The organism is Oscillospiraceae bacterium (assembly GCA_015065085.1).
GTDB lineage: Bacteria > Bacillota > Clostridia > Oscillospirales > SIG627 > SIG627.
The window spans coordinates 150189-170749 of sequence record SVQW01000001.1 but is presented as its reverse complement, the minus strand read 5'-3'; the positions used below and the strand labels follow the sequence as shown (position 1 = coordinate 170749).

The 20561-nt window shown below is 43.7% G+C and carries 17 protein-coding genes and 1 tRNA gene; 5 read left to right on the top strand and 13 right to left on the bottom strand.

What is annotated here, in order from left to right:
• Window positions 1-65: 65 nt before the first annotated feature.
• Entirely contained in the window at window positions 66-833 is a 768-nt protein-coding gene (locus tag E7588_00840; GenBank protein MBE6687804.1) for a hypothetical protein, read from the bottom strand.
• Between the two features lie 173 nt (window positions 834-1006).
• Between E7588_00840 and typA the strand changes: the two genes are divergently transcribed.
• The 3 genes from typA (at window position 1007) to E7588_00825 (ending at window position 3571) form a co-directional block, all read left to right on the top strand.
• Window positions 1007-2827: a translational GTPase TypA gene (gene typA / locus E7588_00835; GenBank protein ID MBE6687803.1), complete on the top strand. Its 1821-nt coding sequence runs from the start codon at window positions 1007-1009 to the stop codon at window positions 2825-2827.
• The gene (locus E7588_00830; protein MBE6687802.1) at window positions 2824-3438 is read left to right on the top strand and encodes an MBL fold metallo-hydrolase; all 615 of its coding nucleotides are present in this window, start codon (window positions 2824-2826) and stop codon (window positions 3436-3438) included. Before typA ends, E7588_00830 begins: the two co-directional genes overlap by 4 nt.
• A 61-nt stretch (window positions 3439-3499) precedes the next feature.
• Window positions 3500-3571, top strand: a tRNA-Arg gene (locus E7588_00825).
• Window positions 3572-3735: 164 nt separating this feature from the next.
• Here the strand turns inward: E7588_00825 and E7588_00820 are convergent.
• Genes E7588_00820 through E7588_00805 form a run of 4 tightly spaced genes read right to left on the bottom strand, consistent with a single transcriptional unit; the run spans window position 3736 to window position 7724 of the window.
• The gene (locus E7588_00820; protein MBE6687801.1) at window positions 3736-4782 is read right to left on the bottom strand and encodes a hypothetical protein; all 1047 of its coding nucleotides are present in this window, start codon (window positions 4780-4782) and stop codon (window positions 3736-3738) included.
• Window positions 4775-5278 carry an anaerobic ribonucleoside-triphosphate reductase activating protein gene (gene nrdG / locus E7588_00815; protein MBE6687800.1) on the bottom strand — a complete coding sequence of 168 codons (504 nt, stop codon included), beginning with the start codon at window positions 5276-5278 and terminating at the stop codon, window positions 4775-4777. The genes E7588_00820 and nrdG overlap by 8 nt, the downstream gene beginning before the upstream one ends.
• Before the next feature lie 3 nt (window positions 5279-5281).
• Entirely contained in the window at window positions 5282-5437 is a 156-nt protein-coding gene (locus E7588_00810; GenBank protein ID MBE6687799.1) for a ribonucleoside-triphosphate reductase, read from the bottom strand.
• A gap of 1 nt (window position 5438) precedes the next feature.
• A complete protein-coding gene (locus tag E7588_00805) occupies window positions 5439-7724 on the bottom strand; it encodes an anaerobic ribonucleoside triphosphate reductase (protein MBE6687798.1) in 2286 nt (761 codons plus the stop codon).
• Window positions 7725-8023: 299 nt separating this feature from the next.
• Here E7588_00805 and E7588_00800 point away from each other — a divergent pair, with 299 nt between their 5' ends.
• Both E7588_00800 and E7588_00795 read left to right on the top strand, forming a co-directional pair.
• Window positions 8024-9130 (top strand): peptide chain release factor 2, encoded by a 1107-nt coding sequence (locus E7588_00800; GenBank protein MBE6687797.1) that lies wholly within the window; start codon window positions 8024-8026, stop codon window positions 9128-9130.
• 46 nt (window positions 9131-9176) lie between these two features.
• A complete protein-coding gene (locus E7588_00795) occupies window positions 9177-9539 on the top strand; it encodes a hypothetical protein (protein MBE6687796.1) in 363 nt (120 codons plus the stop codon).
• A gap of 306 nt (window positions 9540-9845) precedes the next feature.
• Here the strand turns inward: E7588_00795 and E7588_00790 are convergent, their stop codons facing one another.
• The 8 genes from E7588_00790 to E7588_00755 form a co-directional block, all read right to left on the bottom strand.
• Complete coding sequence (locus E7588_00790) at window positions 9846-11120, bottom strand: DUF1887 family protein (protein MBE6687795.1); 1275 nt, start codon at window positions 11118-11120, stop codon at window positions 9846-9848.
• 77 nt (window positions 11121-11197) lie between these two features.
• Entirely contained in the window at window positions 11198-12100 is a 903-nt protein-coding gene (locus tag E7588_00785) for a hypothetical protein (GenBank protein ID MBE6687794.1), read from the bottom strand.
• A gap of 125 nt (window positions 12101-12225) precedes the next feature.
• A complete protein-coding gene (locus tag E7588_00780) occupies window positions 12226-14946 on the bottom strand; it encodes an S-layer homology domain-containing protein (GenBank protein MBE6687793.1) in 2721 nt (906 codons plus the stop codon).
• Between the two features lie 12 nt (window positions 14947-14958).
• The gene (locus tag E7588_00775) at window positions 14959-16080 is read right to left on the bottom strand and encodes an FtsX-like permease family protein (protein ID MBE6687792.1); all 1122 of its coding nucleotides are present in this window, start codon (window positions 16078-16080) and stop codon (window positions 14959-14961) included.
• 50 nt (window positions 16081-16130) lie between these two features.
• The gene (locus tag E7588_00770) at window positions 16131-16871 is read right to left on the bottom strand and encodes an ABC transporter ATP-binding protein (GenBank protein MBE6687791.1); all 741 of its coding nucleotides are present in this window, start codon (window positions 16869-16871) and stop codon (window positions 16131-16133) included.
• The gene (locus E7588_00765) at window positions 16868-18814 is read right to left on the bottom strand and encodes an HlyD family efflux transporter periplasmic adaptor subunit (GenBank protein ID MBE6687790.1); all 1947 of its coding nucleotides are present in this window, start codon (window positions 18812-18814) and stop codon (window positions 16868-16870) included. The genes E7588_00770 and E7588_00765 overlap by 4 nt, the downstream gene beginning before the upstream one ends.
• A gap of 194 nt (window positions 18815-19008) precedes the next feature.
• A complete protein-coding gene (locus E7588_00760) occupies window positions 19009-20196 on the bottom strand; it encodes a cation:proton antiporter (GenBank protein MBE6687789.1) in 1188 nt (395 codons plus the stop codon).
• 17 nt (window positions 20197-20213) lie between these two features.
• A complete protein-coding gene (locus tag E7588_00755; GenBank protein ID MBE6687788.1) occupies window positions 20214-20558 on the bottom strand; it encodes a hypothetical protein in 345 nt (114 codons plus the stop codon).
• Window positions 20559-20561 lie beyond the last annotated feature (3 nt).

Here is a 20561-nt window from a genome sequence, read left to right as displayed (position 1 = left end):
CAACGTAAAAATGTGAACATTAAAAAAAACGCCGTCAAAACGGCGTTTTTAGATTGATTATTTTATCAAAACAGCTCTTTACCTTCCCATTCGGCGGGCTTGTTCACACCAAGTATTTTAGCAATGGTGGGAGCAATATCACGTATATCGGCATTTTCAAGCTTCCCCGGTGTGACGAGATTGCTTTTAATTATCAGAGGTATGGTTACATCTTCGGGCATATTTGTGCCGTGGCAACGCTCATGTCCGCCGTGATCGGCAGTGACAATCACTGTATAATCCTTGGGAATACGCCCAATAATGCTTTTGATAAACAGATTAACATCCTTCACCTGCTTGAGATAAGCTTCGCTCATCCAGCCGTCCTTATGTCCGGCTTCGTCTGTCATTCCAAGGTACAGGAAAACGAAATCCGGATTTTTGGAACGTATGTAGCCTGTGGCAAGATCGGTAAGCATTGCATCGGTATTCTGACTGGAATGAAGATTTGAAAAACACGCCATATCAACCGAACCGGGCGACCATAAATCGCGGAGTTGTTCCCAGTTATAGAACGTCGCACACACGCCGCCCGCTTTTGCGATTACATCCACAAGACTATCAACCGGTCTCACCATAGGCATCCAGACATTTGTCGTAATACCGTGTCTGGCAGGCTCCACACCGTAAAAAAGTGATGTGTGGCAAGGGAGAGTGACCGATGGCATAACGGTTTTAGCCTCAAGGGTAGAAAGTGATTCTTCGGCAAGCTTGCAAAGATAGTTGTCACCGCATTTATCAAGCGCATCCGGGCGCATACCGTCCACAAGAATAAGCAAAACTTTATTTTCCATAGTTAACTCCTTTTGTTTTATATTTTACTGTAATTATATCAATTACGACTTGTTATTCAATGCATATTTGTAAATATACTGTTAATTGTTATTTTTTTGCCACTTACTCTTGCAATTCCATGCGTTTTGTGGTATAATAAATGGTTGTAAAATTCGAAAGGCGGAATGAATTAATGAAACAGGAAAACATAAGAAATATCGCCATAATCGCTCACGTTGACCATGGCAAAACAACACTGGTTGATGCCATGCTCAAGCAAACAGGTACCTTCCGTGAAAACGAGCAGGTTGCGGAGAGAATAATGGACTCCAACGATCTTGAAAAAGAGCGTGGAATAACCATTCTTGCAAAAAACACTTCTCTTGCCTACAAGGATTACCGTATCAATATAGTTGACACTCCCGGCCATGCTGACTTTGGCGGAGAGGTTGAACGCAGTCTTTCAATGGTAGACGGTGTTCTTCTTCTGGTAGATGCGTTTGAGGGCTGTATGCCTCAGACAAGAACAGTGCTCAAAAAAGCTTTAAGCCTGGGGCTTGTTCCTATTATAGTCGTTAACAAAATAGACCGTCCCAACGCACGTCCCAGTGAAGTGCTGGACGAGGTTCTTGAGCTTTTCATTGAGCTGGATGCAAACGATGAGCAAATTGATTCTCCCGTTGTATATGCTTCGGGACGCGACGGCTGGGCAAGTCTCACGCCTGAAAAGCAAAATGATGACCTCAGACTTCTTTTTGACCTTATCGTAGACAAAATCCCCTATCCGGCGGGCGACCCCGATCAGCCCTTCCAGATGATTGTTTCAAATATTGATTTCAATGAATATACGGGTCGTATTGCGGTGGGCAGAATAACAAGAGGACATATTAACGAAAAAACATTTGTATCGGTATGCCGTACAGACGGACGCATTGACAAGACCAAAATCGGCGGTCTTTATATGTTTGACGGTCTCAAGCGCACACAGGTCACTCAGGCATCTGCCGGTGATATTGTGTGCATGACGGGCATACCCGACATAAACATCGGCGAAACGGTATGCGACGCGGAAAATCCCGAAGCGCTCCCGTTTGTTGAAATCGAACAACCGGTACTCAGCATGAACTTTCTTGTAAACAACAGTCCATTCGCCGGAAAAGACGGTACTTTCGTTACAACTCGTCATCTGCGTGAAAGACTGATGCGAGAGCTGGAGTCCAATATAAGTCTAAAGGTTGAAGAAACCGACAACACAGATACCTTCAAGGTTTCGGGACGCGGTGAGCTTCATCTTTCGGTGCTTATTGAAAACATGCGTCGCCAGGGATATGAATTCCAGGTTTCCAAGCCTACCGTTATTACCAAAGAAATTGACGGTCAGCTTTGCGAGCCTTATGAAAAGCTGTTTATAGATGTACCCGACGAATACAGCGGTACGGTTATTGAAAATGTAGCCGCAAGAAAAGGCGACATGACCAATATGACCCCTATTTCCACAGGCTTCACACGTATCGAGTTCCTTATCCCCTCACGTGGACTTATAGGCTGCAGAAGTGAGCTTATGACCCTCACAAAGGGTAATGCCATAGTCAATACCATGTTTGAAGATTATTACCCGATGAAGGGCGTTATAAATGACAGAACCCGCGGCTCTCTTGTGGCATGGGAGGATGGATGCACCACTTCCTACGGTCTGTTCAATGCGCAAGACAGAGGAACTATGTTCATAGGTGTTTCAGTGGATGTATATGAGGGAATGATAATCGGTGAAAACAGCGAAAGCAGCGATCTGGTTGTCAACCCGTGCAAAAAGAAGCATCTTACCGCCATACGTTCAACAGGCGCCGACGAAGCTCTCAGATTGGTTCCTCCACGTCAAATGTCGCTGGAAAAATGCCTTGAATTCATCGCAGATGACGAACTTCTGGAGGTAACTCCCACCTCGCTCAGACTTCGCAAAAAAATCCTCAACAACGAACAGCGTGCAAAGATACGCGCAAAAATGACAAAATGAAGATACTGACTTTTATTCTGGGATCGGTCCGTACAAACGCTTTCATATGTGTTGACCCCGAGACCTCAAAATGTGTTGTTATTGACCCGGGCTGTGATGGTGAAGGAATTTACCGCAAAATTGCCGAAAGAAATCTGACACTTGAATATATTCTGCTTACTCACGGGCATTTTGACCACATTATGGCATGTAAAGTGCTGAAGGAAAAGACAGGTGCCAAAATCGCAATTCATGCTTACGACAATGAAATGCTTGTCGACCCCATGTTAAGCTACGCAATGCAGTTTGCAGGAAGCAATTTTACATGCGGAAACGCGGATATTTTTCTGAATGACGGTGATACAATCAACTGCGGTAACATGAGTTTTAAAGTCATTCACACTCCCGGGCACACAAAAGGCTCTTGTACCTTTGTTGCAGAAGAAAGTATGTTTACAGGTGATACTCTTTTTGCCGGCGATGTAGGTCGCACCGATTTACACGGCGGTAGCGAAAAGATACTCAGTAATTCGCTGAAAAAGCTGTTTTCGCTGGAAGGTGATTACAGGATTTATCCCGGTCACGGCAACTTTTCACGACTTTCGAAGGAAAGAGAATTTTTTAATTTTTGATTTTTTCTATTGACAACATGTCAAAAATATATTAAAATAATGGCGGTGCAAACCGCCACACGCCTCCATAGTTAAATGGATATAATAAACCCCTCCTAAGGGTTAGTTACAGGTTCGATTCCTGTTGGGGGTGCTGAAAAAACAGACTTGTCATTTGGCAAGTCTGTTTTTATAAAGGATATACACAGATACGGGAGATATAAAAATCACTGTAATCAACTCCACTGACAAGTAATAAGTAACAAATAAAGTCACCGATTGCTCGGTGACTTTGTTTTATAATATTGAAAAAGCGTATTACTCGCCTACAAAATATTTTCTGAACACAGGCCATGAAATATCAGCATAGAAACGGTGTCCTGCATCTCCGGTGATAAGCTGACAATTTTCGGGGGCTCCTTCTTTTTCGTATATCTGCTTTATCACATCGTATACCTTCTCTACCCCGGGATACAAGAAGCCGTGGTCCTTCGCACCGGCGACAACAATGAGCGGACGTGGTGCAATAAGGCATGCTATTTCACCCATATCAAAGTATTTTGCCATTCTGGGAATGTAATTACAGTCACAGTGGCGAAGTGTGCCTATAGATGTATCAAACGAGCAGACCGCACATGATGGCATTACGACCTTTATACGCGGTTCAAAACAAGCAGTATAATATGTTGCCGTTCCGCCGCCGGAGTTGCCCATAAGAGCAATTTTATCCATGTCGATATCCTTGAAGGTCTCCCCTACCGCATCGATAGCACGGGAAATATCCCATCCGCGCTCTCTTGCCATAGTTCTGCCCAAAAGCAGTGCAACCATGGACGGATGGGCACATGTAGTGTTATTATCACCATGATGCTTAGGTGTACGGCGTTCACCGAAGCCGCGCTGTTCTACAACAAGAGCCGCATAGCCCTCTTTTACTATCTGAGGCGCAAAATCTCTGTCTCCGTCGGCAACAAGCGCCGCGTCTCCTTCATATTTAGGTCTGCCAAGCGAAATATGCATACCACTGGAGTGTCCCTGCAAACAAATTACCATAGGATACTTGCCTTTGCCTGTCTTGGGGATAAGCAGATGGCAAGGAACCAGTGTGCGGTACTCAGAATAAAAAGTAAAGCGACGCTCAATAAATGTTTCTTCTTCCTTTTCCCATTCCACTTCCACCTTGAGGTCTACCTTCTCAGGCATATCTCCGAGCAAATCATCAAGACGCTCGCGGACAGCATTTTTCCATACCTGATAATCCGCATTGGGGTCAAATGACAAAAGCTTTTTTCTGTTCAGCAATATATTTTCATGGCTGAGATCGGGGGAAAATTCAACATTTTCCGATACTTCATATCTACTCATACAGTTTTATTTCTCCTGTTTTAAAATATTCTCCCATGTTAATAACACGTTGATTGCGGCTGCCGCGGAAGCGCAAAGTGAGGTCGCGTTGTTCTTCAACATATCTTCCGTCGACAAGCAAGTCGCACAGCTTCAAAAGTTCCATTATATCGGGATTCTCTTCCGAAAGTTTTAAAAGTTCCTCCAGTGTATAACCACTGTAAGACATAACGCCTTTATTTTTAGCCCTTACCGCACGCGCCAGCGGCAAAAGTTCCGACGCCTGACAAAACGGTTCACCACCCGAAAAGGTTATACCGCAAAGAAGCGGATTTTCGTCAAAAGCGGAAAGTATCAGGTCTATATCCGCTTTAAACCCACCCTCAAAAGGGTGGGTTTGCGGATTGTGACAACCTTTACAATTGTGTGGACAGCCCTGAGTGAATATAACGTATCTGAAGCCCGGGCCGTCCACTATACTTTCCGATTCGATACCGCAAAGCATAAGTTCCGACATGGCTTATTTTGTGCTCAGACTATGACGGACACGGTCACGCTCTTCTGCGCGTTTCGCATCATTAAAACGGTCTGTTGTACCAACAAGATAGCCTGTGATACGGCGGATTCTTTCGAATTTTATTCCTTTTCCGAGTGCATTCTTTTCTGTTGTATTCATATTATTCTTCTCCTTGTATGTATTGTCCTGCCAAATTAGGCATATTGGGATAAAGTTTTCTGAGTTCTTTGTATTTTGCAGGGGTAAGTTCCTCGCCTTCGCGTCTTCCGCAACGGGGGCAGACATCATCAATAACACCGGTGTAGCCGCAAACAGGGTCGCGGTCAACAGGGTGGTTAACCGAGCCGTAGCCGATTCCGCTTTCCTTCATGCAGCGGATAACCGATTCGAAAGCTTCGGGGTTTTTGCAGGTGTCACCATCCAATTCAACATAGCTGATGTGTCCGGCATTGGTAAGTGCATGGTAAGGTGCTTCAAGCTGGATTTTTTTGAAAGCAGTGATAGGGAAATATACGGGAATATGGAAAGAGTTTGTATAATATTCGCGGTCGGTAACGCCGGGAATTATACCGAATCGCTTTTTATCAATACGTACAAATCGTCCGCTGAGGCCCTCTGCGGGGGTTGCAAGAAGTGAAAAGTTAAGTCCGCGATTCTTGGATTCGTTATCCATTCGGCGTCTCATATAGCCGATTATCTCAAGACCCAGCTTCTGGGAGGCTTCGCTTTCGCCGTGATGAGAGCCGGTGAGAACCTTAAGTGTTTCGGCAAGTCCTATAAAGCCCATGCTGAGAGTACCGTGCTTAAGTACCTCTGCAACACTGTCATCCGGGCCGAGCTTTTCTGAATCAATCCACACGCCCTGTCCCATAAGGAACGGATAGTTTCTGACAGTTTTGGAGGACTGAATCTGCAGACGGTTAATAAGCTGACGGATAACCAGGTCTATACGCTTATCAAGTATAGTATAGAATTTTGCAAGATCGCCCTTGGATTCGATAGCGATTCTGGGAAGGTTTATAGAGGTAAAGCTGAGGTTTCCTCGTCCGCAGGTAACCTGTCTGTCAGGGTCATGAACGTTGCCCATTACACGTGTACGGCAACCCATGTACGCAACCTCGGTGTTATAGTCGCCCTCTTTATAGTATTCCATATTAAAGGGAGCATCCATAAAGCTGAAGTTGGGGAAAAGACGCTTTGCAGATGTCTTTATTGCCAGCTTGTAGAGGTCATAGTTTACATCGCCCTCGTTGTAGTTGATGCCTTCCTTAACCTTGAAAATCTGTACGGGGAAAATAGGAGTTTCGCCATTTCCCAAGCCCTCATCGGTGGCAAGAAGCAGATTCTTGATTACCATTCTCGCCTCGGGAGAGGTATCGGTTCCGTAGTTCACCGAGCTGAAAGGAACCTGTGCACCTGCGCGGGAATTCATGGTGTTGAGGTTATGAATGAAGGCCTCCATTGCCTGATATGTCTGATTTTCGGTATCGGAATACGCCATTTCAAATGCTTTTTCATGCATTTCCTTAATTTCGGCGGGTTTGAGCGATGAGCCGGAGAACGCCGCATTGAGTGCGGAAAGTGTTTCATCTTTCTTTCCGATTCCGACCGACTCACTTATCTGAGGCTTGATTTTGTCAATTATCTTGAGTGCTTCCTCGGCTGTTTTTCCAAGGTTAAAAGACATATACTTTACAAGAGATTTAAAGTATTCTTTACGGAATGTCTTGGCAACGCCGGGAGCCATGCAGTAGTCAAAATTGGGAATACCCTGACCGCCGTGCATTTCGTTCTGGTTTGCCTGGATAGCTATACAAGCCAGTGCGGAATAGCTTCCTATTCCGTTGGGCTCACGCAGATATCCATGTCCCGTGGAAAATCCGTTTTTAAAAAGCTCAAGAAGGTTTATCTGGCAACAGGTTTCGGTGAGCATATAAAAATCCTTGTCGTGGATATGTATATCACCGTTCATATGAGCCGAGGCAACATCCTTGGGAAGAATGTAATTATCAACAAAATACTTAGCACCCTCAGAGCCGTACTTGAGCATGGTACCCATAGCGGTGTCGGCATCAATATTGGCGTTTTCACGCTTGATATCCGCATCGGCTGCGCTGGAAAAGGTAAGCTCCTTAAATATATCCATCAGGTCACTTTCGGTCTGACGTATTTTGGTGTGCTCGGCACGGTAGAGAATATACGCCTTTGCGGTTTTCGCGTAACCCGAAGAAATAAGAGTAGACTCTACTATATCTTGTATTTCTTCCACAGTGGGAACGCTGTCCTTAGGTATATCAGAAACCACCTGTCTGGTTATACAGTCAAGGGTCTCGTCGGAAATTTCGTTTTCCCCGCCTGCTTTATTGGCTTTACTTATGGCGGCTCTGATTTTTAACGGGTCGAAATCAACAACATCGCCGTTTCTTTTTTTAATTTGCTGTATCATTTATATAAATCCTCCGATAACATTTTTGAAAGTAAAAATATTATATCACATACTACATCTAGTTGTCAATAGCTTTTTGATAACTAAATATAGTTTGTACACTTATCTAAAAATACATCTTTTTTTTAGATAATATTTACAAATCATCCGTTTTTCACAGAATTCAGATGCACAATTAAGCGTCTAAAGAAACATAAAAGAAATTTTTTGAAAAATTATATAAATTTGTCTTTACATTCTTGAAAAAATAGTATATAATATGTATAAGGAAATTTTTAATTGTAAGGAGCACCTCATTGATACTTATTCTTGAACAATCCAAGCAGACACTCGATGAACTTAAAACAAAAATAGACGAGCTTGAGATTTCGCTGGACATAAACGCACTGACCGAAAAAGTGGACTCTCTGGAAGCAAAAGTGCAGTCCGAAGGCTTTTGGGATGACCCACAGGCATCTCAAAAGACTCTGGTTGAATTGAAAGCCGAAAAGGACAGACTGGAAAGCTTCAAGCAGCTCAAGCTTTTATTTAACGACACCTGCGAAATGTTGGCGCTTGCCTGTGAAGAGGATGACGAAGCACTTGCGGAAGATATCCTCAATGATATACGCAGAATAGAAAAAGGCTATGACGAGCAAAAAACACGCATACTCCTCTCGGGTGAATATGACCGAAACAATGCCATCATCGCCATACACCCCGGTGCCGGCGGAACAGAAGCTCAGGACTGGGCGCAGATGCTTTACAGAATGTATTCCCGCTGGGCCGAAAAAAGAGGCTTCAAGGTCAAGGTACTTGACTATCTGGACGGCGACGAAGCCGGCATAAAGAGTGTTACTTTCCTTGTTGAAGGATTATACGCTTACGGATATGCAAAGAGCGAAAACGGTGTACACAGACTTGTCCGTGTCTCCCCATTCGACTCTTCGGGAAGACGACATACCTCATTCGCTTCGGTAGAGGTGGCGCCCGAGTTCAATGATGAAATAAAAATCGAAATCAAAGAAGAAGAAATAAAAGTGGAAGCCCATCGTGCCAGCGGTGCCGGCGGACAGCACGTAAACAAAACCGACTCTGCTATACGTATTACACATATTCCAACCGGAATTGTTGTCGGATGCCAAAACGAGCGAAGCCAGGTTCAGAACCGTGAAGTCGCACTTAAAATGCTTAAGAGCAAGCTTCTCGAAATCAAAGAACGTGAGCACCTTGAAAAAATTGAGGATATCAAAGGAATTAAGAACAATATTGAGTGGGGTTCACAGATACGTTCTTACGTATTTATGCCCTACACTCTCGCAAAAGACAACCGCACCGGCTATGAAACAGGCGATATTTCTGCTGTCATGGACGGAGAATTGGATGAATTTATGAATGCCTTTCTTAAGTATAAAGCGCAGGCATAATTCAGATAATAAACAAAAAATAATTTATATATAAAGGAGAATTGTTATGCGTAAACCCAGAATGATTGTCGGCATTTCACTTGTTGTTCAATCCGTAACCATGTTTGTACTTTTCCTGTCCTTCATGAACAAGAACAAGAAACAGCTTGCGGGTACCTTTCTTACGGTAGGTCTGATAGGCGGTCTTGCAGGTCTGTGGATTCTTTATATGGAATATCTCGAAGCAGAAAACAAGCGCCACATGGACGCAATGGATGCCTGCTACGACTGCGATAACGAAAATTGCTGTGATTGCTCGTCTTATGACGGATTTGAAGAATTCGACGACGACGAAGTAAGCTACTCTATTCAGGAAGAAACTGAAGAAAACGCGGAAATTCCCGAAGATTCCGACGAAGACGCTGAATAATATGAGTTAAAATGTGCTGAACTTGTGTTCAGCACATTTCAGTGTGTCGATAACCCTATCGGCACACTGTGAGACTTTCGAAAAGTCAGGGATATTTTGCCGATTAAAGCCCGTCGGCGTACAAAGGTACGATAGGGCTTGAAGCGACAAAAAGCGACAAACAGCAGGTGATATTCGATGCATCACCTGCTGTTAAATTATTTTTCGATTTATTTTCGTCTTTTTGAAATGTAATTTTTTTAAGTCGCGGTATCACGACTTTCTCGACAGTCCGAAAATGTGCTGAACTTGTGTTCAGCACATTTTTCACATCACAATATTCATAAGTTTTTGTTCAAAGTTTTCTTCCTTTATAAGGTGGACGTTATCAATAAGGCATATATTCATATCCTGTGCACGCTGACGGAAATACTTTGCTGCCTCACCCTGTTTGCCCAGATGCGTAGCCACAAGCACCTTTTTGACATATGAGCCTCCGAATCGGAGAGCTACGGTATTAAGCTTATAAAGCTCATCATCACCCACCGAGCCGTTTTTGCAGGAAACAAAAACAGGTACAAGGTTTTTCATGAATACCACATCAATTTCGTTTTCCGTATCACGTTTGCCGTCCCCGGATTGGTTTACATTGCCATCCCAATCAATGCACACCTGCATGGCGGAATCTGTATAATAGTTGCTGCCGTCGGAATTTTTCAGGCGGCGCGCCAAAATAAGTGTTTTCAGTTCCAGAACATTTCCCGCTTTTGAAAGGCATTTTTTAATTTGACTGTTCTTGTAGCGGTAAGAGACAGTGGTACCGTCTTTTTCAAATTCGTGTATCAAACCATATTCAGCCAAAGCCTCCAGCAACGAAACTGCCTGCGAGGCGCTTTTATTTATAGTAACGTCCGCTTTTATCAAGCCGTTTGAGCTTTTCGGCAATTTTGCCGCCTCCAGTGCCGACAGAGCCCCCACTGCCGAATTCCATGACGAGGGTGACTTTTTGGAAATATTCCACAAAGTGTCCACATCACAGATAAATTCATCGTTAAAATCCCATCCGTCGCATCGTCTGCCGTTTTCCTGCGCCATACATACTGCACCACCGTGAAGCGAAACACTTTCTTCGATGGTAATGCTCGGCATGGAAGTGTTTAACTGTGGTATTTCGCCGTCATCTGTTTCAAACAGCCCTACGCTGTGAGTGCTGATATTATACCTGTGCAAGGTCAAATCTCTGCTGTCACGGTATCTTTCGTATATAACACCTACTGCAACAAGCGCAACGTCGCCGCCTCCCGTAAGGTCAAAACAGCATTCCTGTTCAGCTTCAACTATCTTTTCAAGAACAGAAAGCATTGCACCCATATTATTCTTGGCTGCGCATTTTACATAAAACTGTGTATCAATGCCGCGCCGTGACAAAAATTCAGAATATTTAGGAAGCTGTTTTTTTATTCTTCTTGCATCTCCGCCCACAAAATATACCTTTTGAGGGCGAAGGCTGAGACAGCCTATCATATTATTCATGGGCTCTTTATCAAAAAATTCAATCAGTACCATATATGTATTCCAATCCGAAAAAATGTATACGTACATTTTACAACATTATATTTGTTTTGTCAACACAAAGCCTCATTATACCGGAGTATAATGAGGCTTTTGAAGGCTATTTATTACAGTTCCAAAAGTTCGATTGCATTTTTGTGAGTAATTTTGTCAAAGCTGTCCTTGGAGATCTTGCCGTCTTTATACCAGGTGCGCAAAGTATTGGCAAGAGGCGCATTCATTCCGGGGAAGCACATATCGGTTCCGAAGAACATTCTGTCAGCAAACTCTTCTATGAATTTGAAGGTAAACTCCTCATCTCTGGTAAGGGCGTTATAGCAGGTGCCGTCCGAAAGGTCGCAAAGGAGATTGGGATAACGGCGGAGAAGTTTGGGTACTACACCCTCTTCTTTTATCTTTCCGCGATTAAGTTTACCTACCATATCACCGCTGCGTGTCCACACATATGCACGTTCACCGGGAGTTTCAAGACGGGCGATTTCAGCCCAGAAAACAGGACCGTGACCAAATATTTTAAGCTTTGGATAGCGCTGAAGTGTGTGTTCAAGCTGAGGAAGTCCGGGGTCATCATAAAGACCGAAGTCATTAGTCTTTTGATCCGAGCCATCGTATGTAATGGGAAGTCCGACCTTTTCAGCACATGCAAAAAGGTTCTGAACCATCGGATCCATAAGTTCCATATTGGGCATTACCTCGCCCACTCCCTTACAGCCGTTATCCTTATAGTATTGCAGCACTACATCAAGCGGTGCATCGGGGCTGTTGGTGAGGGCGCGTGGGTCAAGATTGCAGAAAGGTATAAATCTGTCGGGATATTCTGCGCATATTTCCAGTATTTCTTCATTGCTCTGAGGCAAGTATATCTCGTTATTAACCACCGGCATAAGAACGGCCTTATCAATACCGAGGGCATCGTACTCCTTGATTAGCTCTTCCGGTGTTGAAAAAGAAGGAATACAGGGAAAATGATGGGGTTTACGATAACAATGAGAATGAATATCTATAAACATGGTATACCTCCAAAAATAACTTTAAGTGCATTATATATCTTTTAAATATTTTTGTCAATACATTCTATTAAATATGCAAAAAAACTGCAAAACACCATGCCATGGCACGGTGTTTTGTTTTAGTTTTATTTTGCAAGAGGAGTTGCTATAATAATTCTTATAAGACCGCCACGGTCGGGACGTTTATCAAGCCATCCGATAAGAGCGTAATCATCACTGTTCTCAATATCAGAAACCGTTATTGCACGGTAATCGGCATCCTTGTATTCGTATATCGCAACTTTATCCCACACAGCATAGGTCAATCCGTCAGAAAGAGCCGTGAGTTGTCCTACGGCATCAAGGTTCACACCGATTTTGAGATTGCGCATATCGGTGACATATGCACCGTCATTTTCTATTGATGCAATTCCGCTCTCAATGCCGAAAACAGTGTCAGTGATAAGACGTTTTGTACCGTCCGGACCAACGTATTCATAGGTTCCCGTGACACCGCGGTTTGTAACGGTTTCGATTGCCTTTTCCATTATAACATATGTATGACTGTCACCGGTATAATCATTCAGAAGCAGTATTTCTATCTCACCCTCGGCGTTAAGCTTATAGTAAATAACATCATCCGATGTCACCTTACAGCCGGCAAGTCTTTCGGTGTAAACGGGAATAACTGCCGAGCCGCACTTATCAGCCACCTTTGCACCGTCGGCATACTTATTCTCCGCCATGGCTTTTTCAAGGTCTTTTACAGAAGTATAGGTCTTGGCAATAACGGATATTTTTGTACCAGAGGATGTCACCTTCACGGATACCATCTTACCCTTGGAAGTATAAGAAAGCGTTGTAGGGAATTCCATAGTATTGCCGTCAAAGTCGGTTACGGATATACAATTTGAAGTATATGTACCGCCGTAAGCGGTAGTATAGTCCTTTGTGTAGAAATCCGTGATAAATCCGATAACCTCATCGGAAACCTCGTCCGCGCTCACGACACCTGCAATACCTCCGCTTTTACCAAGAAGAAGTGTGACATTGTCACCAATTGCGTATTCGCCTGCTGACGAAAGCTTATGAGATACGGAGGTGTTCTCAATTAAATAACTCTTGCCCGAGACCACAACAGAGCTTGGTGCCGATTTATCGGGAGAAGCTGCTTCATATCTTCCGCTTACCTTTTTTGAATAAACCCACACGGTTTTCAAGGGTTTGGAGTAGTAGTAAACGTCCCATTCACGGATAGCATCGGCATTTGATGCTTCATCGTTACGGTAAATTGAAGCGCTGTCAAGTTCAAAATCGATCTCGTCTTTATAGCTTGTTCCGTTGACAATGTACGGCCCTTCGATGGATGCGTTAACTATCTGCTGATAGTCCAAATCACCCTGAATATACATGGAACTGTCAGAGGCATCGGCAGTAATAATACCCTCCACAAGATTATCGCGGCCCAAAAGCAGCGTTACCACATCACCTTCGGAAACAGTACCAAGTTCGGACAAGCTGAAAGCAACACTGTCGGAAGCAATGCTGTAATTTGTGCCCGAAAGATTAACGGATGACGGAGCTGACTTTGTGGGAGAAACTCCGTTTACTATTCCGCTCTTTTTTGTGTCATAGCACCAGACGGTATTCATAAGCTTCGAGGAGTAGACTACATCATATTTCTGTATTTTATCAGCACTTGAAGCATTGCCGTTTTTATATATCATTGCACCCGACACATCAAACGGTATGTTGTCCTTCCAACTTAATTCATCCTCAACTACAAAAGGATCTTCAAGAGAGTATTGAGTCAGCAGAACATAGTCCGTTTCGTCCTCGACAAACAGGCGGTAATCAATTTCGTGCGCATCGTAAGCATATTCAACCTGGCCGTTATCACCCAAAAGCACCACGACGATATCATCTTTTGCAAAGGTACCCATAGAAGAGAATTTGTATTTCACATCGGAATTCCCGAGGGTATATGTTTTACCGGAAAGCGTCACGGTGTTGGGAGAAGCCACGGAAGAAACGCTCTGAAGCACACCGAACTCCTTATCACTGTACGCCCACACGGTATTTATCAGTTTCGAATAATAAACAACGTCATACTGCTGAACATCCCCAAAAGATGTTTGTCTGCCGTCACGCCATATTTCAGCCTTTTCAGCTGCAATGCCGGTTATATCAAGCCAGTTTTTGTCAGTGACAAGCAAAGGTCCGTCGGTATTTTTCTCAACGACGGCAAGGTAGTCTATTTCGTCATTGGAATCAAGAGCGTATCCGAGAGCCTGCGCATGAATGGTACCGTTTTTATTCTCGGTATTGAGCATATTATATATAAGGAGCATACATTCCTCACGCGTGAGAAATTCCCCCTGAACGGCATTGATATTTTTATCCAGCTTCAGGGATTTGTAGTTCGACATCTGCGGTGTGGGGTATGCTCCCACAAGCTCTTTTTCGGTATAGCCGAGTATTTTGAGTACGATATTTACGGCTTCCTCCAGCTTTACATTGTTGTCGGGGCGAAAGGTGCCGTCAAGATAGCCGTTGATCCATCCGTTTGAAATAGCAAGTCCCACATAGCGAGTTGCCCAGTGATTACTTCTCACATCGGGGAATAGCGTATTCTTTGGCGCTGTATCGGCAGCACTTTTGTAGCTTGAGGCACAAATAGCCATCTTTACAAACTCCGCACGTGTAACATTGTCGCTCAGGTTAAGTTCTCCGTTTTCATCGCCGTGCATTATCTCCAGAAGACGGATAACATCAGTTATCTTGTCAATATCAGCGTTTTCACGGGCGTGAACCATGGCAGTGAAAATCAGAGAAAAAGACAGCAAAAGTAAAATAAGTTTTTTCATACTTTTTCCTTTCTAATCGTGTCTGAGTGCATCAATAGGATTAAGCTTTGCGGCTTTATTGGCAGGCAAAAAGCCGAATATTATTCCTATACCAACTGAAATTCCGAAAGCAAGCATTACCGAATCCACCTTAGGAACAGCAGTAATATCAAACATGGGTCCTATGACGCCGGCAATTGATATTCCCACAATTATCCCGAGTATGCCTCCGATGGCGCTTGTGGTACCTGCCTCAATTATAAACTGGCTCTTTATATCACGTTGCTTGGCGCCCAACGCCTTTCGGATTCCTATTTCACGGGTTCTTTCGGTAACGGACACAAGCATTATGTTCATAATGCCTATTCCGCCCACCGCAAGAGATATTCCTGCGATTCCGGCTAAAATACCTACAACTATATCCATAATTTCATTAACTATGCCAAGTATTTCAGTCATGGAAAAAACGGTATACAAGTCATCATTAAGAAAGACCTCGTAAAGAGCTTCCTCGATTTTTTCCTGCGCCTCTATAACAGTGTCATCACTTGTGGCTGCGGCAACATATGAAGAAATGGTGGCGTTTCTCGAAAACTTGGTAGCGTTAGAGTACGGTATAAGCACCATATTATCCGTGCTGTTTTCGGTGGAATCGGCTATTTCCTCAATCACACCTACAATATTGTACAACTCTCCGTTGATTTTAAGTGTTTTCCCGAGTGCAGCACCGTCAAAAACATCCGCAGATTGGTAATAAGAGCCTACCGCACACACCTTTTTGCGCGCGGAAATATCGAAATACTGCAAAAATCTGCCCGAAGCAAGTGTCCAGGCATTAACACTAAGATAGTCCTCGCCCACACCCGTAACAGAGCTTGACAAATTTTCGTTGTTGCAACGTACGGCGCCCGAAACATTGACCTTCGGACTTATGTACGCGACGAGTTCATTGTTTTCTTCGGCGATTTCATACATCCTGTCAACAGAAACAGTACGGTTTGAGCCGCGTCCGGTAAGATTTATATTGAGAGTTCTTGTTCCCATTCCCTCAAACTGCTCTGTCATATAGTTTTGCATACCGTTGCCGAGCCCTGTTATAATTATAACCGCCGCAACGCCTATAATTATGCCCAGCATAGTGAGGAAAGCACGCATTTTACTGGTACTGAGTCCTTTCAGAGCCAGCAAAAAAGATTGATAAAAGCTCATTTTTTACCTCCTTTATGCTGTTCTTCGTGAGAAAGCTCAGGATTTACCACCGCGCCCGCTCCGTCGGAAGGCCCGTCATATATCACTTTGCCGTCCGCAAGACGTATAATACGCTGTGCCTTACGGGCTATATCATTATCATGGGTAATAAGAACAACCGTGTTCCCCTCGCTGTTAAGCTTCTGCAGAAATTCCAGCACTTCCCTGCCCGTTCGGGAATCCAGAGCACCGGTAGGCTCGTCAGCAAGTATAACAGGCGGATTGCCCGCAAGTGCTCTTGCTATGGAAACTCTCTGCTGCTGTCCACCCGAAAGCTGTGACGGAAGGTTTTTCGCTTTTTCCTCCAACCCAACCTTTTTGAGTGCCTCCATTGCCATACGTCGTCTTTGTGACTTGGGCATACCGCTGTAAAGCAAAGGAAGCTCCACATTTTCAAGCACATTGAGCTTGGGTATCAGATTATACTGTTGAAATATAAATCCCAGTGTTTTGTTTCTTATGTCCGCCAGCTTATTGTCGTTAAGAGTGGAAACATCGACATCGTTGAGGTAATATGAGCCCAATGTAGGTACATCAAGACATCCTATAATATTCATACAGGTAGATTTTCCGGAGCCTGATTGGCCTACGATGGCTACAAATTCACCTTTTCCGATTCGAAAAGATATGTCATCTGCTGCTCTTACCTCTGTGTCACCCATTTCATATATTTTTGATATATGTTCAAATCTTATCATCTGGGCATTCTGCCTCCCATATTTCCGCTGTTAAAGCCTCCGCCCATGTTTCCACCCATCGACGGCATTGAGCCCATACCACCCATTGAGCCCATGCCCATCATACCGCCGGTAACAGTGGCGCTTGAGTCAACTGTGGTGTTCAGAATAACAACCATATCTCCTTCTTCAAGTCCCGAAACTATTTCAACATAGTCATCATCGCTCACACCGGTAACAACCTCAACGATATCAAAATCGCCTTCCTGTACGTTCATGTTTCCAAAAGCATTGTGACGCTCGAAGCCCTGCTGTCTTTGCGGGAGTTTTTCACGATCTGACTGCGACATATCGGAAATTTCCATTTTTTCCGGCATCTGCGGCATTTCGTCTTTACCAAACGTTTCCTTTTCCTGCTGAATCTTATCACCGGGTGCACCATTTCCTGCATCTTTTTTCAGAACCCTGACCTTATTTCCTCGCATTATCGCTTCAACGGGTACTGCAAGCGCATTTTCAACCTTTTCAATATATATGGTTGCATTAACGTTCATACCCGGCAAAAGTACATCGTTTCCGTCAAGCTCAATGGTAACCGGGTAAGTTGTGGTGCCCATGGAGCTGGAGCCGATAATACTCTTTTTCTTAACATAGCCCGTATATGTTTCATCAAATGAATCGGAGGTTATGCTAACCTCCTGTCCCTCCTTGATGAGAGAAAGATCCAATTCATCAATATTCATTTCAAAATTAAGCTTTGACATATCGTATATGATAGCCAAAGCGGAATTTCCGCCTGTACCGCTTGAAATATTGTCGGAAGCCTTGTAATTCTTCTGAACAACCGTTCCCGCAATAGGAGCGGTTATTGTATAGTCTTCAAGCTTTTCGAGGTAATCGTTATAGTTTTCCTGAGCCTTTTCAAGCTGTTTTTCCAGATTTTCTTTTTGGTCATCGAGATTTTCGGAGGAAATTTTCAATATAACCGAGCCTTCCGAAATTCTGTCACCCTCGGAAATGTTAAGGGTTTCTATTTCTCCACTGTATACAGCAGTTATTTCCTCATCTACATTGTACTTAAATGTGCCCTCTCCTGCGGATTCAATATCGCCTACGATTGCATAGGCTGTGGTAGCAGTAGTAATGCTTCCGGGGTTTTTTACACTGACAGTAACAGTGCGGAGCTTTGCACCAACCGAAGTTACTGTTTCGAGAGAGCCGATTTTTGTAACAACACCGATAACGCTGTCGGAAGCGGAATTGACGGTAACAACCGCCGACTGTCCCACATTTATATCGGGAATATCCTGTACGAAGAAAGGAACCTCGAGAAGCATTGTATCACGGTCAATTATATGAGCTATTTTTGCACCTTTCTGAACTGTATCATCCTCTTCAACATATACCTCTTCACAGACACCGCCGTAGTCACTGTAAAGCACAAGGTCTGTATAGTCTTCCATGAGTTCGTCAAGTGCCTCGCGTGCATCCTCCACATTGTCGGCAAAATCACGTATGTCGCTTTGCAAATCGGCAGAATCTATTGTATACAGCACCTGATCCTTTTCAACAATATCCATTTCTTCAAAATCTGCGCTCATTATCTCACCCGTAACCTTAGCGGTTATGGTGTATGAATCAATTGGCTGAAGTGTTCCCGTGCCTGTAAGAGTAACACTGATGGTGCGGCGTTCGGCGGGAGCCACCGTATAACCCGAGGTGCTCTGCACCGCAGCACTTCGCTCGGGCAAAAAGCTTATGTATTTCTGAGCAAACGAATATGCCTTATCATTCTTCCATACGAATATGCACACGCCTGCAATTAACACAATCACTGAAAGCCATCTGATAATACCGCTTATGAGCCTACGGCGCTTATGATTTTTTGGCTTTTTGTTATTTTTGCCTTCAAAAATCTCTTGTGCGGTGTTGGTTTGAGTTTCTGTATTATTCTTTTCTGACATGGTATTTTCCTTTCCCAAAATTTATTCACGTATAATATTTTACACATTTATATGTACTTCGCGTGTATAAAATGTGACACAACAAGACCAATATATAAATTCCCTGTATATGTTTTTTAAAAAAACAGTAAACTTGTTAATTATATAAAAACAAAAGAACTGCAACTCGATATTGCAGTTCTTTTTTCGTATAATCATTTTGCACCGACGATGTCAGATTTTATTTCGCCCGCCTTCACAAGAGCTATTTTTGTAATTACAGGACCTATGATTTCGTAGATCAGTGTAGCGCAAAGTATTACAGCGCGTATTACGTCCGCATATTGAGGTACAGATGTCTGAGCGACAATGGTTAATCCTATTGCAACACCTGCCTGAGGGATCAACGTGGGACCTATGTACTTACAAACCTTATCGGGTGCATGGGTAAGCTTTGCACCGATGTAGGAACCCAGCATTTTTCCGGCAACTCTTACAACAAGGTAAAGTATTCCCACAATTCCTATCTGCGGGATTATACTTACATTAAGCTGCGCACCCGAAATAACGAAGAACATCATAAAAATGGGCGGAGTAACATTGTCGGCGATATTTGCGACGGTGTCACTTTCATTGGAAATGTTGCAGAATACCATACCGGTAACCATGGTGGTCAAAAGTGCCGAAGCTCCAAACATGGAAGCAGCACCACTGGAAAGAAATACTGCGCAAACAGCTATGGAAAGGCGGTTTGAAGTCTTTTTGAAGTACTTCATGGGAATAAGCATAAATACCCCCACAACAGCACCAATAAGCACAGAAAGACCGATTTCAATAAACGGTTGAAGCACGGACATGAGTATACTGCCGCCGTTCCCGTTCATGGAATTGGCAATCGTAACGGAAAAACCAAACGCCATAAGCGCCACCGCGTCATCAATTGCAACAACGCTGAGAAGTGTCTCGGTAACCGGTCCCTTTGCCTTATACTGCTTTATTACCATAATGGTTGCAGCCGGTGCAGTAGCCGCGGCGATAGCACCCAGAACTATGGAAAATGCTTTATCAAAGCCGCAGGCAATAAGCACGAACTGAACCAGAAATACCGCAACAAGTGCCTCAAAAAATGCTATTATCACCGGCATCATACCGACACGTTTAAAATACGAGCGCTTAAACGTAAGACCTATGGTAAAAGCGATAAACGCAAGCGCCATATCAGAAACAACAGAAAAATCCGAAACCACATTTTCGGGAAGTATCTTAAAAACATAAGGCCCCAAAAGAAGACCCGCCAACAGGTAACCTGTTACATTGGGAAGCTTTATAAGCTTTACAAGTCTTCCGCACAAAAGCCCCGCAGCAAGAAGAATCGCTATATAAACAAGGGTATTAAATTCCATACAAAATAACTCCCCCATCAATCCTCAAGTGAAGAAATGCCATCAACAAAAGTTACCGGCATACCGAAAACTATACCGGAATCCGGCTGTGTCACATCAATCACCTCATGGAAAATATTTCTTGCGATTTCCACAGCCTTATCGTCCGCCACCATAAAAATAGTGCGGTTATCCTCGCGGTTTCCCACAAAAAACGCACGCAGAGAAGCAAAAGTAAGATCATCCTCGTGATGATTTGCCAAAGCATGGGCCATACCGGTGGAATTGATGACGGTAGCTCCCTTCAATCCGGCTTCGTTGAATCTTTCCAGAAGCTCATCAATTTTGTCAAGACGATTGATTACAAAAAACAATACCTGCATAAC